The following is a 15,415-nucleotide window of genomic DNA, read 5'->3' on the forward strand; positions in this document are numbered from 1 at the left end:
CCACAGAGACGACATAACAACAACAAGGACCCCCATGCTGCACTCCTTCCGAGCCCTGGCCCTGGGCGCCGGTCTGCTGACCGCGGGCCTCCACGCTCAACCTTTCGACGACGCCACGCTCAATCACAGCGACCGACTGCGTGACCACGCCCTGCAAAGCGACATCGCCTGGCAGGTGGTGGAGTCCCTCACCACCGAAGTGGGCCCCCGCCTGGCAGGCACCGAGGGGGACGCCCGGGCCGTGGCCTGGGCCAAGGCCCGATTCGAGGCCATGGGATTCGACGCCGTGCGCCTGGAGCCGGTCACCGTCCCCCACTGGGAGCGCGGCTATGCCGACGCTCAGGTCACCCTGCCCTTCCCCCAGCCGCTGGTGATCAGCGCCCTGGGCAATTCGGTGCCCACGCCAGAGGGGGGCATCGAAGCCCGCATCGTGCGTTTCGACACCCTGGCGGACCTGGAAGCGGCGGATCCAGCCCAGGTGAAGGGCAAGCTGGCGTTCATCGATCACAAGATGGAGCGGTTCAAGGACGGTCGTGGCTACGGCCCGGTGGTCAAGGCCCGCGGCCGGGGCGCCGTGGCGGCGGCCCAGAAGGGTGCCGTTGGCCTGCTGCTGCGCAGCGTCAGTACCAGCAGTCACCGCTTCGCCCACACCGGGGTGATGCGCTACGTCGATGGTGTGGCCAAGATCCCGGCGGCGGCCATCTCGCCGCCGGACGCCGACCAGCTGACCCGCATGCTGGCCCGCCAGGACGACATCCAGGTCAAACTGGAGCTGGCGTCCATGGACAAGGGGCAGACCACCTCCTACAACGTCATCGGTGAGATCCGCGGCCGCAGCCAGCCGGAGGAGATCGTGGTGATCGGCGCCCACCTGGACTCCTGGGACGAGGGCACCGGGGCACTGGATGACGGCGCCGGCGTGGGGATCGTCACCGCCGCCGCCCAGCACATCCTGGACCTGGAACAGCGCCCGGCGCGCACCGTTCGGGTGGTGCTCTATGCCGCCGAGGAGATCGGCCTTATCGGCGCAAAAGCCTACCGGGACCACCATCAGGCGGATCTGGACAACCACTACATCGCCGCGGAAGCGGATTTCGGCGCCGGCCCCATCTACCGCCTGGACAGCCGGGTGAATGAGGCCGCCCGCCCCGCCATCGAGGCGATGGTGGCGCAGATGGCGCCCCTGGGGGTCACCCTGGGTCACAACCACAGCTGGGGCGGCCCGGACGTCTCCGTGTTGCCGCCGCTGGGGGTACCGGTGGCGGGCCTCAATATGGACGGCACCGATTACTTCGATTACCACCACACTCCGGACGACACCCTGGACAAGATTGACCCCGAGGCGATCCGGCAAAGTGCCGCGGTCTACACCCTGTTTGCCTGGCTGATGGCCAACGCCGACAGCACGCTTCGGCCCATTCCCCCCACCACCAACTGAACCTCAACAAAAAAGGCCCGCGATTGCGGGCCTTTTTATTCGGTGCCGGTCAGGCCGGCTCATCGCGCAAAAACACCATGGTATCGGCATTGGACTGCTCGGCACTGAAGCGATAGCCGGCGTAGTCAAACGCTTCGAGATCTTGTGGCTGGGTCGGGCGCTGCTCAATGAGGTAGCGGGCCATCAACCCCCGGGCCTTCTTGGCGTAGAAGCTGATGATCTTGTACTGGCCGTTTTTCCAGTCCTTGAACACCGGGGTGATCACCCGCGCTTCCAGGGCCTTGGGCTTGACCGCCTTGAAGTACTCGTTGGAGGCCAGATTGATGAGCACGCTGTCCCCCTGGGCCGCCAGCGCCGCGTTCAGGGCCTCGGTGATGTGGTGGTCCCAGAAGGCGTACAGGTCTTTGCCCCGGGCGTTGGCCAGCTTGGTGCCCATCTCCAGGCGGTAGGCCTGCATCAGATCCAGCGGCCGCAGCAGGCCGTAGAGCCCGGAGAGGATCCGCAGATGCTGCTGGGCGTAGGCCAGTTGATCGTCGCTCAGGGTGCCGGCCTCCAGCCCGGTGTAGACGTCGCCGTTGAACGCCAGCACCGCCGGCTTCGCGTTGTCCGGGGTGAAGGGGGGCTGCCACTGGGCAAAACGCGCGGCGTTCAGGCCCGCCAGCTTGTCCGACAGCTTCATGAGCGAAGCCAGATCCGCCGGGGTCAGCCGTCGGCAGCTCTCCATCAGCAGCTCGGCGTGGTCCAGCATCTGCGGCTGAGTGTGGGCATCGACGTGGGGCGGCGTGTCGAAATCGAGGTTCTTCGCCGGTGAGATCACCGCCAGCATAACGGGCTCCTTGCTGCGGCCTTTGCCGCCTGGTTCGTGGTTGCCCGCCACTATAACAATGGGCCAGGCACAAAAAAACCACGCCGATTGGCGTGGTTTTCGATTGCCTCGTTCGAGTCTTAGCGGCCCTGGGTGGGCTCGCGCTCGCCGGTCCAGGTGTCGCAGGCCAGGCGATCTTTCAGCGCCGGGATGGCGTTGGCGTCGAACTCCGGCACCTTGCCCGCCTTGAGCTGCACCTCGTAGTCCTTGATCACCGCGTAGGCCACCTTGGAGAGCATCACGATGGCGGCGATGTTCACCAGCGCCATCAGGCCCATGGAAACGTCGGCAAAGTTCCACACCATGCTCAGGGACGCCACGGAACCGACCATCACCATGGCCAGCACCAGCAGACGGAACACCATCAGCACCTTCTTGCTCTTGCTCAGGAACATCACATTGGTCTCAGCGTAGCTGTAGTTGGCGATGATGGAGCTGAAGCAGAACAGGATGATGGCAAAGGCCACGAAGTAGGCAGCCCAGCCACCCAGCTCGTTGGTCAGGGCCATCTGCAGCAGGCCGATGCCGGCGGCGTCGCCCGGGTTGTTCAGTACGCCGGACAGCAGGATGATGGCGGCGGACGCGGTGCAGATCACCAGGGTGTCCACGAACACACCAATCATCTGAACGAAACCCTGGGAAGCGGGGTGGTTGGGGTTCGGGGTGGCGGAGGCGGCCACGTTGGCGGCGGAACCCATACCGGCTTCGTTGGAGAACAGGCCGCGGGCCACACCGGCCATGATGGCGCCCATGGCGCCACCGGCGGCTTCCTGCAGACCGAAGGCGCTCTTGAAGATCAGGGCCAGGGCGGCCGGCACTTCGGAGAGGTTCATCAGCAGCACCACCACGGCGATGCCCAGGTAGGCCACGGCCATGACCGGTACGATGAGCTCGGAGGCCTTGGCCACCTTCTTCAGGCCGCCCATGATGATGTAGGCGGTGGCCGCCACGATGATCACGCCCAGCACCGCTTTGTTGATGCCGAAGGCGTTGCCCACGGCGTCGGTGATGGTGTTGGCCTGTACGGAGTTAAAGGCAAAGCCGAAGGCGATGATCAGCAGCACGGAGAACAGGCTGCCCATCCAGCGCTTACCCAGGCCCTGCTCCATGTAGTAGGCCGGACCGCCACGGTACTGACCGTCGCTGTCCTTGACCTTGTAGACCTGGGCCAGGGTGGATTCAATAAAGGCGGTGGCCATACCCAGCAGGGCGATCAGCCACATCCAGAAGATGGCGCCGGCACCACCCACGGTGATGGCCACGGCCACACCGGCCATGTTACCGGTGCCGACTCGGGCGGCCATGGAGGTGCAGAACACCTGGAAGGAGGAGATGCCGTCGGTCTTGTTGCGACCCTCTTTGACCAGCTTGACGCCGTGGCCGAACAGACGGAACTGGATGAAGCCCAGGCGCAGGGTAAAGAGCACACCCGCTGCCACCAGGACATAGATAAGCAGGCTGCCCCAAAGCAGACCGTTCGCGGCGTTGATTGCGGACTCGACGCCGCCGATTAGCGATTCAAACATACTTGAGTTCTTCTTGCGTTCACCGTCGGCCGACCCGAAAGCCGGGCGATGCGGTGGTTGGCTACTTCAACTTCCATTACCTGAAACACGGCCTTTCCTGGCCTGTTCCCAGCGAGATTGTGCAATTTTGTTCTAGTTAGCGACGGTTAAATCACGTTCGCTACGCTGGTATCGGTCGGGCACATTAGCACAAAGATTTTGCGACCACGCGTGATCCCGATCACAGCGAAGCATTACCATAACACCGCGCATACAGTTGCAATACCTTTTCACAACCGTTTGCATACCGCAGGATGTTGCGCCGGGATCCCGCTCCCACTTTGCCCTTACGGCACTGGCGTTTGCCGACTAGGCTTGGTGGGAAGCCCGCTGTGAGCGGGACCACGACGAAGCGCATTCATCAGTTTTGATCCGTTAGTGACGTATTTATCACCACATTCTCACAGGAGCCCGCCACAGGCCCCGGGACAGCCGGTTTGGAGATGTAATTAAATTACACTTTCGGTTGGATTCTGGTGAAAAATCGCCTTTAATGGGGAGCCTTGCTTATCGGACTTCTCGGTTTTGCCCGAACAATGGAATCTTCACCATGGCAACTGCACTCTCTCAGCTTAAAGCTCTGACCACCATCGTCGCGGACACCGGCGACATCGACGCCATCCGCCGTTACCAGCCCGAAGACGCGACCACCAATCCGTCGCTGATCCTCAAAGCCGCCCAGATCCCGGACTACGACGCGCTGATCGCCGACGCCATCGCCTACGCCAAGGGGCAGAGCGACGACGCCGAGCAGCAGCTCGAGGACGCCGCCGACAAACTGGCGGTGAACATCGGCCTGGAGATCCTCAAGATCGTCCCCGGGCGCATCTCCACCGAAGTGGACGCCCGACTCTCCTTTGATGCCCAGGGCTCGGTGGCCAAGGCGCGCAAGCTGATGCGCCTCTACCAGGAAGCGGGGATCGGTCCGGATCGCATCCTGATCAAGCTGGCCTCCACCTGGGAGGGGATCCGCGCCGCCGAGCAGCTGGAGCAGGAGGGGATCAACTGCAACCTGACCCTGCTGTTCAGCTTTGCCCAGGCCCGGGCCTGCGCCGAAGCCGGGGTCTACCTGATCTCCCCCTTCGTCGGTCGGATCCTCGACTGGTACAAGGCCAAGACCGGCGAAACCTACGAGGGTAAGGACGATCCGGGCGTGCAGTCCGTCGCCCAGATCTACGACTACTACAAGCGCCACGGCTACAGCACCGTGGTGATGGGCGCCAGCTTCCGCAACACCGGGGAGATCCTGGCCCTGGCGGGCTGCGATCGCCTGACCATCAGCCCGGCGCTGCTGGAGGAGCTGGAGAACAGCGCCGTCAGCGTCACCCGCGAGCTGAGCTACACCGGTGAGGTGCAGTCCCGCCCGGCACCGCTGAGCGAAGCCCAGTTCCGCTGGGAGCTCAACCAGGACGCCATGGCGGTAGAGAAGCTGGCGGAGGGGATCCGCAACTTCGCCATCGATCAGGACAAGCTCGAAACCATGCTGCGCGCGCGACTGAGCGCCTAACCTTATGGAAACCGCCCGGGCCGCCCTGGCCCGGGCCGACTCAGGGACCCGACTATGAGTGCACTGACCGCCCTGCCCGCCTGGCAGGCTTTGTCGCAGCACCGCGACGCCATCCAAGCCACCCACCTGCGCGACCTCTTTGCCCAGGACCCCAAGCGCGCCGAGCGCTTCGCCCTCAAGGCCGCCGGCCTCTACCTGGACTACTCCAAAAACCGCCTCACCGACGACACCGTCGCCCTGCTGTGCCAGTTGGCCCGGGAGACCGGGGTGGAGGCGCTGCGGGATGCCATGTTCGCCGGCGAGGTGATCAACAACACCGAAGGGCGGCCGGTACTGCACACGGCGCTGCGCTACCGCGGTAACGATGCCATCTCCGCCCAGGGCGAGGACGCCGCCGCCGAGGTGCGCGCCACCCTGAAACGGATGAAGACTTTTGTCGAGCGCGTGCACCAGGGCCAGCTCACCGGCTACACCGGCGAGCGCTTTACCGACGTGGTGAGCATCGGCATCGGAGGCTCCTTCCTGGGGCCCAAGATCATGAGCGAGGCGCTGCGCCCCTACTGGCGGGCGGATCTGCGCTGCCACTTCGTGGCCAACATCGACGGCACCGCCCTGGCGGAGAAGCTGAAGAAGCTGGATCCCAAGCGCACCCTGGTGCTGATGTCCTCCAAGTCCTTCACCACCCAGGAGACCCTCACCAACACCGAGAGTGCCCGGGCCTGGTTCCTGGACAGCGGCGCTCCCGAGTCTGCCATCGGCCAGCACTTCGTGGCGGTCAGCGCCAACGTGCCCGCCGCCGAGGCGTTTGGCATCAAGGCCGAGAACGTCTACCCCATGTGGGACTGGGTGGGGGGCCGCTACTCCCTGTGGTCCGCCATCGGCCTGCCCATCGCACTGCTGGTGGGCTTCGACCACTTTGAGGCCCTGCTGGCCGGCGCCGAGGCGATGGACACCCATTTCCGCACCGCCCCGCTGGAGCAGAACATGCCCGCCCTGATGGGCCTGCTCTCCCTGTGGTACACCAACTTCTTCGACAGCGGCAGTCAGGTGATCCTCACCTACGACCACTACCTGCGCGGCCTGCCCGCCTACGTCCAGCAGCTGGACATGGAGAGCAACGGCAAAGGGGTGGATAAGGCCGGCCAGCCCATGGCCTGCGCCACCGGACCGGTGATCTGGGGCGGCGAAGGCACCAACGGCCAGCACGCCTACCACCAGCTGCTGCACCAGGGCAGCGGCGTGATCCCCGCCGACTTCATCCTGCCGCTGCAAAGCCACAACCCACTGGGCCGCCACCACGCCATGCTGGCCTCCAACTGCCTGGCGCAGACCCAGGCCCTGATGCTGGGCAAGACCCAGGCGGAAGCCGAAGCGGAGCTGGCCGGCAAAGGGCTGAGCGATGATGAGATCACCGCCCTGGCCCGCCATAAGGTGATGCCCGGCAACAAGCCCAGCAACACCCTGCTGATGGACAAACTGACCCCCGAGACCCTGGGCGCCCTGGTGGCCCTCTACGAGCACCGCACCTTTGTGCAGGGCGCGGTCTGGGGGATCAACTCCTTCGATCAGTGGGGAGTCGAACTGGGCAAGGTATTGGGCAACGCGGTACTGGCCGAGCTGGAAGCCGAACAGCCCAAACTGGACCAGGACGCCTCCACCGCCGGCCTGATTAGATTGTTCCGTCAGGGCCAGATTGACTAGAGGATCCCGCCCCCAGGCTTGCAACAACTTTGCAACACCGGTGTTGCACACTGTTTTTCGACTGTGATATATCGGTGTTGAACAAAAAGAAAGCTCAGGGGGAGTGTTATGGAACGACTGGATTACGGCTCACCGGAAGGAAGTGTGGTAGAGAAGCCGACCCGCTCTCGGGGCAGCAAGAAGCGCAAGTGGCGCGAGATTGAAGCCCTGAAAGAGCGTCAGAGACTGCGTAAGGAGCTCGAAGACATCGACTTCTGCACCGGTCTGGACGACGGGCTTTTGGAGTTCTGATACCGATTCATGAAAAACGCCCCGCACTGCGGGGCGTTTTTGATTGTTCTACTGGCCGGACTCTGCGTCCATAAGATAGGTTCGAAGGTCCTCAAACTCCCGATCCCCGGTCTCGCCAAAAAGGGGATCATCCACCAGCTTGCTGGCCACCAGCCGATGGATCTGCTCCCAGTCCTTCTCGTCCAGACTGCGCTCCAGCAGCGGCAAGACCCGCAGCTCCTCCTGCTCCAGGTGGGTGCGCTGCATCACCACGAACGCCTCGATGTCGGCAATCAACCGCTCCCGGGGCACCACGGCGTCGTTCAGGATCATCGTCAGGGTGTCGAACAGCTGGTCCGTGGCCTGCTGCAACTTGTGGTGCTCCTGGGCCAGCTTGTGGACCTCGCCCTGGCTGGTGTCCCCCACCTTGTCCAGGTAGTACTGGTAGAGGATGTCCTCCATGGGGTGATGGCTGTGATCGGCGTAACGCTGCAGATAGTCCACCACGTCCCGCACCAGGGTCAGATTGACCTCCTGGCCGTCCTTCAGCCGCTGGACCTTGCCGGAGAGCACCGACAGCAGGGTCGAAATGTGGGCATGATCAGTATGGATCCTGGCAAGCATCACCCCTCCTAAGTTTTTGTCTAATAAGCTTTGATCTTAGCTAACCCCACTACAGTGTGCGAATTCCCTGCCGGGGTCCTTGCGCCAGATCAAGAGCCGGACGGCCGTCGCGGTTGCCAATCGATGGGCGCAAGACCCAGCTCCGCCAGTCGCGCGTTGGCCTGGGAGAAATGGCGGCAGCCGAGAAAGCCCCGGTGGGCCGACAGGGGTGAGGGGTGCGGCGCCTTGAGCACCAGGTGACGCTCAGTATCGATGTGGCGGCCCTTCTTCTGAGCGTGGCTGCCCCACAGCAGGAACACCAGCCCGTCACGCTCGGCGTTGAGCCGCTCGATTACGGTGTCGGTGAAGGTCTCCCAGCCCAGGGTGGCGTGGGAGTGCGCCTGGCCGGCGTTGACCGTCAGCACGGTGTTGAGCAGCAACACCCCCTGATCCGCCCAGTGGGCCAGGTAGCCATGATCCGGGATGACAAAGCCGGGGATGTCGCTGGCCAGCTCCTTGTAGATGTTGACCAGCGAAGGGGGCACCCGCACCCCGGGCTGCACCGAGAAGCAGAGGCCGTGCGCCTGGTTGGGGCCGTGGTAGGGATCCTGACCCAGGATCACCACCTTGACCTGATCGAAGTCGGTCCGCTTGAACGCCTCGAACACCTGGTCCGCCGGGGGGTAGATCACCTGCCCCTCGGCCCGCCACTGGGCGATCTGCCCCATCATCTGCTGAAAGTAGGACTCGGCCTTGACCGGCCCGAGGTGGTGCTGCCACTGGTTCTGGATCTGCACGGGAAACTCCCTGAAAAATCGGAAGGTTCAGCATACCCAAGGGCTGACTCCGTCAGCAAGCTTGCGCCGCTGGCCCCCAGGCCATACCATCCCGCTCCGACCCCCAAGGAGAGCCCATGCGATACATCGGAGCCCACGTCAGCGCCAGCGGCGGCGTCGAGAATGCCCCGGCCAACGCCGCGGCCATCGGCGCCCGCGCCTTTGCCCTGTTCACCAAGAACCAGCGTCGCTGGCAGGCCAAGCCGCTGACCACCCAGAACATCGACCGTTTCCGGGCCGCCTGCGAGGCCCACGATTACGGCCCGGACCAGGTGCTGCCCCACGACAGCTACCTCATCAACCTGGGCCACCCGGACCCCGATGCCCTGCTGCGCTCCCGCGAGGCCTTTATCGATGAGATGCAGCGCTGCGCCCAACTGGGCCTCAACCGGCTCAACTTCCACCCCGGCAGCCATCTGCGCCAGATCAGCGAAACCCAGTGCCTGCGCACCATCGCCGAGTCCATCAACCTGGCGCTGGACCAGACCCAGGGGGTGATGGCGGTGATCGAGAACACCGCCGGCCAGGGCAGCAACCTGGGCCACCGCTTCGAGCAGCTGGCGGAGATCATCCACCGGGTGGAGGACAAAAGCCGAGTGGGTGTCTGCCTGGACACCTGCCACACCTTCGCCGCCGGCTACGATCTGCGCACCGAAGCGGCCTGCCAGGCCACCTTCGCCCAGTTCGACTCCGTAGTGGGGCTGGCTTACCTGCAGGGGATGCACCTGAACGGCTCCAAGTCCGCCCTGGGCAGCCGGGTGGATCGCCACCACAGCCTGGACCAGGGCGAGCTGGGCACCGAGGTGTTCCGCTTTTTGATGAACCACCCCGCCACCGAAGGGATCCCCATGGTGCTGGAGACCATCGACGCCGACCGCTGGGCGGAGGAGATCCGCTGGCTCTACGCCCAGCAGCGGGACTGAACTACAAGCGGGCGCGCAGCATCGCCTTCAGGGCCTCGGCCTCGGCCGGCAGCGCCTCGCTCAGCACCGCCTTCTCCTGCACCGCCGCCAGCGCCGGCGGCAGGGGCAGCGTCAGCGTTAATACGGCCTCCACCGCCCCCTGGAACTTGGCCGGGTGGGCGGTGCCGAGAAACACCCCCACCTCACCGGGCTCCAGTTGCCGCACTAGGGCCTCGCTGGCCACCGCCGCGTGAGGCTCACTCAGGTACCCCACCTGGTGCATCGCCTTAAGGCGGGCCTGGGTCTCGGCCTCCGACACCCGCTCGCCGGCCAACTCGGCCAAGGGCCAGCCTTCATGAGCGAACAGCGCCTCCACCCGGGGCCAGTTGTTGGGGCTGGTCACGTCCATGGCGTTGGAGAGGGTGGCGTGCACCGGTCCCGGCTGCCACTGGCCGCTTTTCAGGTAGCGCGGCACGGTGTCGTTGCTGTTGGTGGCGGCCACAAAGCGCCGGATGGGGGCCCCCATCGCCTTGGCCAGCAGCCCCGCGGTGAGGTTGCCGAAGTTGCCCGAGGGCACGGCGAACACCGCCTGCTGGCGCTGCTCCGCGGGCAGCTGGGCCAGGGCCTCAAAGTAGTAGACGGTCTGGGCCAGCAGCCGGGCGATGTTGATGGAGTTGGCGGAGGTCAGCCCGAATTGGGCCTTTAGGGGCGCATCGGAGAACGCCGCTTTGACCATCCCCTGGCAATCGTCGAAGCTGCCGCTCACCTTGAGGGTGTGCACATTGCCCCCCAATGTGCAGAACAGCTTCTCCTGCAGTTCACTGATCCCGCCGTCCGGGTAGAGCACCACCACCTGGATGTTGGGCAGGCCGTAGAAGGCGTCCGCCACCGCCGCGCCGGTGTCGCCGGAGGTGGCGGTCAGTATGGTCATGGGGGCGTCCTGGGCCACCAGGCTCAGGGTGCGGGCCAAAAAGCGGGCGCCGAAGTCCTTGAACGCCAGGGTGGGACCGTGAAACAGCTCCAGGCAGTGCTGGTTGGCCTCAACCGGCACCAGAGGCAGAGGAAAGTTGAACGCGTCCCGCACCAGGGCGTTGACCGTCTCCTCCCCCAACTCGTCATTGAGCCAGGCCCCCAGCACCCGCTGGGCCCGATGGACAAAATCCCCCTGCCAGAAGGCGTCATCCAGGTTCAGGCGGGGGATCTCGGTGGGGAAGAAGAGCCCCTGATCCTGTCCCAGACCCCGGCGGACCGCCTCGGCGAAGTTGACCCGCTCGGCGGGGTGTTTGAGGTTATACAGCTCCATGGATGAGGTCCTCTTCCCATAATTGGCATCCGCGGGGTGCCAGGGTACAGACCCGCACCAGCCCCCGCTCGTTCATGACATAGTGGCGTCGCAAGTACGCCGCCGCGGCCTCGGCCTGGGCCGCGTCCAGGGCCACCGCAAACAGGGTGGGGCCGGAGCCGGAGATCCCCACCGCCGCGCAGCCCAGCTCCAGCAAGTGGCCCCGGGCCGCCTGGTAACCGGGGATGTGGGCCGCCCGGTGGGGCTCGGCCATCACATCCTTGAGCATCGCCAGCGCCGTAGCTTCGTCCTGGCGGTGGCAGGCGTCGACGAAGGCCGCCAGGTGCTGGCCGTAACGCAGTGCCGTGGCCATGGGCACCTGCTTGGGCAGCAGCGCCCGCATCTTGGCGGTGGAGAGGGTGATCCCCGGGTAAGCCACCACGTAGTGCCAGTGGGCAAAGCCCGGCAGCGGCTGGGCCCGCTCCGGCAGCATCAGCTGCAAACCGCCCAGGTAGCTGGGGGCCACGTTGTCGTAGTGGACGCTGCCGGAGATCTCCCCCTCCAGCTCCCCCATCAGGTGCAGCAGCGCCGACGGCGCCAGGGGCGAATCAAAATAGGCATTGAGGGCCGCCAGGGCCGCCACTACCGAGCTGGCGCTGCTGCCCAGGCCACTGCCGATGGGCAGGTTCTTCTCCAGGGTCAGGGTCAGCTCGGGCACCGACAGGTGACAACGCTCGAGGAACACCTCGGCGCAGCGGCGCACGATGTTGGCCTTGGGATCCGCCGGCAATACATCCACGTAGGGGCCGGTGCAGCACAGCGTCAGTCCCGATCCCCCCTCGGCCACGCTGACTCTGTCCCCCAGCAGGCTGCCGTCCACCGGCGCCAGGGCGGCCCCCAGCAGATCGAAGCCCACCGACACGTTGCCCATGGAGGCCGGGGCGTACACGGTTACCGCCATATCAGGCCTCCTTCTGCCAGGACTGGGTGCGCAGCACATCGGCAAAAACGCCGGCGGCGGTCACCTCGGTGCCGGCCCCGTAGCCGCGCAGCACAAAGGGCAACGGCTGGTAATAGCGGCTGTAGAACGCCAAGGCGTTTTCCCCGCCCTTGATGCTGTACAGCGGGTGGCTCGACCCCACCGCCTCCAGGCTGACCCGGCAGCGGCCCTGCTCATCGATGCTGCCAACGTAACGCAGCACCTCACCGCGCTCGGCGGCGGCCTGGACCCGCTGGGCGATGGCCTTGTCCGCCTCGGGCAGGCGGGCGAGGAAGGCCTCGATGTCGCCACTGGCGTCAAATTCCGCCGGCAACACGCTCTGCACCTCGATGTCCGCCAGCTCCAGCGCCATCCCCGCCTCACGGGCCAGGATCAACACCTTGCGCGCCACGTCCATACCGGAGAGATCGTCCCGGGGGTCCGGCTCTGTGAAGCCCTTGGCCTTGGCCTTGAGGGTGGCTTCGCTCAGGCTGTCCCCTTGCTCCAGCAGGCCAAAGATGTAGGAGAGGGAGCCGGAGAGGATCCCCTCGAAACGCACCAGGGTGTCGCCGGCCCGCAGCAGGCCCTGCAGATTGTCGATCACCGGCAGACCGGCCCCGACGTTGGTCTCGTACAGGAACTGGCGGCGGTTGTCCCGCGCCGCCTGGCGCAGGGCCTGGTAGTAGGCCCAGTCGCCGGTGTTGGCCTTCTTGTTGGGGGTCACCACGTGCCAGCCGGCGTTGAGGGCCGCCAGGTAGTGGTCCGCCAGGCTCTGCTCGGCGGTGCAGTCCACCAGCACCGGGTTGACCAGCCGGGCATCCTCGGCAAAGGCCAGCAGGCGCTCCAGGTCCAGCGCCTCCCCCAGCTGCTGCAGATCGTCCCGCCACTGGCTCAGCGCCAGCCCAGAGGCACACAGCCGCATCTGTCGGGAGTTGGCCACGCCGCACAGGCGGATGGCGATGTTGTGTTCCGACAGGGCGCTCTGCTGGGCCTGGATCTGGCGTACCAGCTCGCCGCCGACGTTGCCGGCCCCCACCAGCACCACGTCGATGTAGTGGCGGCTGTCGAAGAAGTTCTGGTGACACAGGCGCAGGGCCGAGGCCGCATGGGCCTGATCCACCACCGCCGAGATCGCCCGCTCGGAGCTGCCCTGGGCGATGGCAACCACCGACAGGTTGGCCTGGGCCAAGGAGCGGAAGAAGCGGGCCGCCACCCCTTTGCGGGTGCGCATGCCATCGCCGATCAGGGAGACGATGGCCAGGCCGTGGCGCATCTCCACCGGCTCCAGCAGGTCCTGCTTGAGCTCCAGTTCGAACTCCGCCTCCAGGGCCTGGTGGGCGGTGCCCGCCAGCGCCGAGTCGATGCAGAAGGAGATGCTGTACTCGGAGGAGCTCTGGGTGATGAGGGCGATGGAGATCTTGGCCCGGGCCATGGCGTCGAACACCCGGGAGGCCATGCCCACCATCCCCTTCATGCCGGGGCCGGAGACGCTGACCATGGTCTGGGCTTCCAGGTGGCTGATCGCCTTGACCAAAGAGCGGGAGGCGGTAGTGCGGGCGTGAATAAGGGTGCCCGGGGCGGAAGGGTTCAGGGTGTTGCGGATGCGACAGGGGATCTGATGCTGGGCGATGGGGGCGATGGTGCGTGGGTGCAGCACCTTGGCGCCGAAGTAGGAGAGCTCCATCGCCTCCTGGTAACTCAGGCTCTCCAGCAGTTGCGCCTCGGGGATCAGGCGGGGATCCACGTTGTAGACCCCGTCCACGTCGGTCCAGATCTCGCACTGGTCCGCGTGCAGGCAGGCGGCCAGCACCGCGGCGGAGTAGTCGGAGCCGTTGCGCCCCAGGGTGACGGTCTCCCCCTGGGCGTTGGCGGCGGTGAAGCCGGGCATCAGCCAGACCCGGTGGGCCCCCAGGTCCAGCTGGGCCAGCCGCGCCCGGCTCGGTTCGATGCACACCTGGGCGGCCAGGGGCTCCCCTTCCGCCAGCAGATGGGTGCGCGGGTCCAGCAGCCCGGCGTCCACCCCTTGCTCCGCCAGCAACGCTTTCAAGGCCGCCACCGACAGCCGCTCACCGGTCACCAGCACCTCGGCCATCACCTCGTCGGGGCAGCGCCCCAACAGGGCCACCCCATCCAGCCGGCGCTGCAGCCGTTGCCGCTCCGCCTGCCACAGGGCGGCCAGGTTGGCCTGGGCATCGTCGCCGAGGGCCGGCGCCAGCTCCACCAGCAGGGCCGCGACCCGCTCGTCCAGCGCCGCCAGATCCGCCTGCTGGCGCTCGTCGGCGCCGGCCACGGCGTCCAGAGCCGCCGCCTCCAGCAGGTTGGTCACCCCACCCGGGGCGGAGACCACCAGCATGACGCCGTACACCTGTGCCTCGGCCAGTGCCAGGGCCGCCACCTCGGTCAGGCGGGCCCCGCTGGCCAGGGAAGAACCGCCAAACTTCATCACTTTCATCTCGAACTCCCTATCCCTCAACTGCCATGCGAACCGTCTAAAATGCAACAAGCCCGCTCGGTAGGAGCGGGCTTGTTGTTTTTGGATTTGGTGTGAATCCAGGGTGCTGTCAGCCCGCCCCCAACCTTTCGGTGGTGGTAATGGTCTGACGGGTTAGGCCGAAGCCTAATAGCTGTTGCACGAGCAACTCCTGCATTCTGTAGTTTTTTTACACTCGCCCAGGGGCAGCGAAATGTCAACGGCTATTTGGTGATGCGTTTCTCAATGTCCCCGATAAGCAGGTGCAGCATCGCCACATCCCGCTGGGACAGGGTGCCCAGGCTGTCGGCGCACCAGCGTCGCAACGGCTCCGCCTCGTCCACCCCCAGGCGGTCCAGCAGGGCCTGGCTACGCTGCTTGAGGGCCACAAACTGGCCCGCGTCCGCCGTCGTCTCGCCCTCCAGGCGGGCCTGGGAGAACTCGTAGGCGTAGAGCATGATCGCCTGGCCCAGGTTCAAGGAGGGGTAGGGGTTGACCAGGGGGATGGTGGTGAGCAGATCCACTAGGGCCAGATCCTCGTTGGAGAGCCCGGACTCCTCGCAGCCGAACACCAGGGCCACCCGCGCCAGACTGCCGGCCAGGGTTTCCACCTGGCGCGCCGCTTCGGCCGGGGTGTGCAGCCGCCGCTTGTCGCCCCGGCGCCGGGCGGTGGTGGCCAGGGAGAGGTCCACGTCCGACAAGGCCTCGGCCAGGGTGTTGAAGGCTTCGGCCTGCTCCAGGATCCCCTGGGAGCCGTGGGCCACCCAGCTGGCCTGTTCGCTCTTGTGGGCCTCGGAGCCCACCACCCTCAGGCGCTCAAAGCCCATGGTTTTCATCGCCCGGGCCGCCGCCCCGACGTTTTCTCCCCGGGCGGGTGCCACCAGGATAAAGATCACCTCGGCCATCTTGCCTCCACAGCCTTGTTCTACGGTCGAAACGACGGGCAAGGGTAGCCTGTTCCCATTGTGAAGCCAATGCCATCGGTTTAGGTTAGGGC

At 65.8% G+C, this 15,415-nt stretch carries 13 protein-coding genes; 5 read left to right on the forward strand and 8 right to left on the reverse strand.

The window, feature by feature from the left end:
• Window positions 1-34: 34 nt before the first annotated feature.
• The gene (locus KUV81_RS15105) at window positions 35-1,438 is read left to right on the forward strand and encodes a M20/M25/M40 family metallo-hydrolase (protein ID WP_222544732.1); all 1,404 of its coding nucleotides are present in this window, start codon (window positions 35-37) and stop codon (window positions 1,436-1,438) included.
• A gap of 49 nt (window positions 1,439-1,487) precedes the next feature.
• On the opposite strand, the gene yaaA is transcribed toward KUV81_RS15105, so the two are convergent.
• Window positions 1,488-2,264 carry a peroxide stress protein YaaA gene (yaaA, locus tag KUV81_RS15110; RefSeq protein ID WP_222544733.1) on the reverse strand — a complete coding sequence of 259 codons (777 nt, stop codon included), beginning with the start codon at window positions 2,262-2,264 and terminating at the stop codon, window positions 1,488-1,490.
• Window positions 2,265-2,383: 119 nt separating this feature from the next.
• Window positions 2,384-3,829 carry an alanine/glycine:cation symporter family protein gene (locus KUV81_RS15115; protein ID WP_222544734.1) on the reverse strand — a complete coding sequence of 482 codons (1,446 nt, stop codon included), beginning with the start codon at window positions 3,827-3,829 and terminating at the stop codon, window positions 2,384-2,386.
• A 589-nt stretch (window positions 3,830-4,418) separates the two neighbouring features.
• On the opposite strand from KUV81_RS15115, the gene tal reads away from it, so the two are divergent.
• The 3 genes from tal (at window position 4,419) to KUV81_RS15130 (ending at window position 7,367) form a co-directional block, all read left to right on the forward strand.
• A complete protein-coding gene (tal, locus tag KUV81_RS15120; RefSeq protein ID WP_222544735.1) occupies window positions 4,419-5,375 on the forward strand; it encodes a transaldolase in 957 nt (318 codons plus the stop codon).
• A gap of 54 nt (window positions 5,376-5,429) precedes the next feature.
• Entirely contained in the window at window positions 5,430-7,076 is a 1,647-nt protein-coding gene (gene pgi / locus KUV81_RS15125; protein ID WP_222544736.1) for a glucose-6-phosphate isomerase, read from the forward strand.
• Window positions 7,077-7,184: 108 nt separating this feature from the next.
• Window positions 7,185-7,367, forward strand: a complete 183-nt coding sequence (locus KUV81_RS15130) for a DUF3545 family protein (protein ID WP_222544737.1) — start codon at window positions 7,185-7,187, stop codon at window positions 7,365-7,367.
• A gap of 48 nt (window positions 7,368-7,415) precedes the next feature.
• Here KUV81_RS15130 and KUV81_RS15135 read toward each other — a convergent pair whose 3' ends face one another.
• Both KUV81_RS15135 and ung read right to left on the reverse strand, forming a co-directional pair.
• Window positions 7,416-7,970, reverse strand: coding sequence for a hemerythrin domain-containing protein (locus KUV81_RS15135; RefSeq protein WP_222544738.1), 555 nt, complete (start codon window positions 7,968-7,970; stop codon window positions 7,416-7,418).
• An 89-nt stretch (window positions 7,971-8,059) separates the two neighbouring features.
• Window positions 8,060-8,746, reverse strand: coding sequence for a uracil-DNA glycosylase (gene ung / locus KUV81_RS15140; protein ID WP_222544739.1), 687 nt, complete (start codon window positions 8,744-8,746; stop codon window positions 8,060-8,062).
• A gap of 116 nt (window positions 8,747-8,862) precedes the next feature.
• Here ung and nfo point away from each other — a divergent pair, with 116 nt between their 5' ends.
• Window positions 8,863-9,708: a deoxyribonuclease IV gene (nfo, locus tag KUV81_RS15145; RefSeq protein ID WP_222544740.1), complete on the forward strand. Its 846-nt coding sequence runs from the start codon at window positions 8,863-8,865 to the stop codon at window positions 9,706-9,708.
• Between the two features lies 1 nt (window position 9,709).
• Here the strand turns inward: nfo and thrC are convergent, their stop codons facing one another.
• The 4 genes from thrC to KUV81_RS15165 form a co-directional block, all read right to left on the reverse strand.
• Window positions 9,710-10,990, reverse strand: a complete 1,281-nt coding sequence (gene thrC, locus KUV81_RS15150; RefSeq protein WP_222544741.1) for a threonine synthase — start codon at window positions 10,988-10,990, stop codon at window positions 9,710-9,712.
• Window positions 10,977-11,930, reverse strand: coding sequence for a homoserine kinase (thrB, locus tag KUV81_RS15155; protein WP_222544742.1), 954 nt, complete (start codon window positions 11,928-11,930; stop codon window positions 10,977-10,979). The genes thrC and thrB overlap by 14 nt, the downstream gene beginning before the upstream one ends.
• Before the next feature lies 1 nt (window position 11,931).
• Entirely contained in the window at window positions 11,932-14,400 is a 2,469-nt protein-coding gene (gene thrA, locus KUV81_RS15160) for a bifunctional aspartate kinase/homoserine dehydrogenase I (protein WP_222544743.1), read from the reverse strand.
• A gap of 242 nt (window positions 14,401-14,642) precedes the next feature.
• Window positions 14,643-15,323, reverse strand: a complete 681-nt coding sequence (locus tag KUV81_RS15165; RefSeq protein WP_222544744.1) for a tRNA/rRNA methyltransferase — start codon at window positions 15,321-15,323, stop codon at window positions 14,643-14,645.
• Window positions 15,324-15,415: the final 92 nt, after the last annotated feature.

It is taken from the genome of Ferrimonas balearica (assembly GCF_019802085.1).
In the GTDB taxonomy this organism is placed as follows: Bacteria; Pseudomonadota; Gammaproteobacteria; order Enterobacterales; family Shewanellaceae; genus Ferrimonas; species Ferrimonas balearica_B.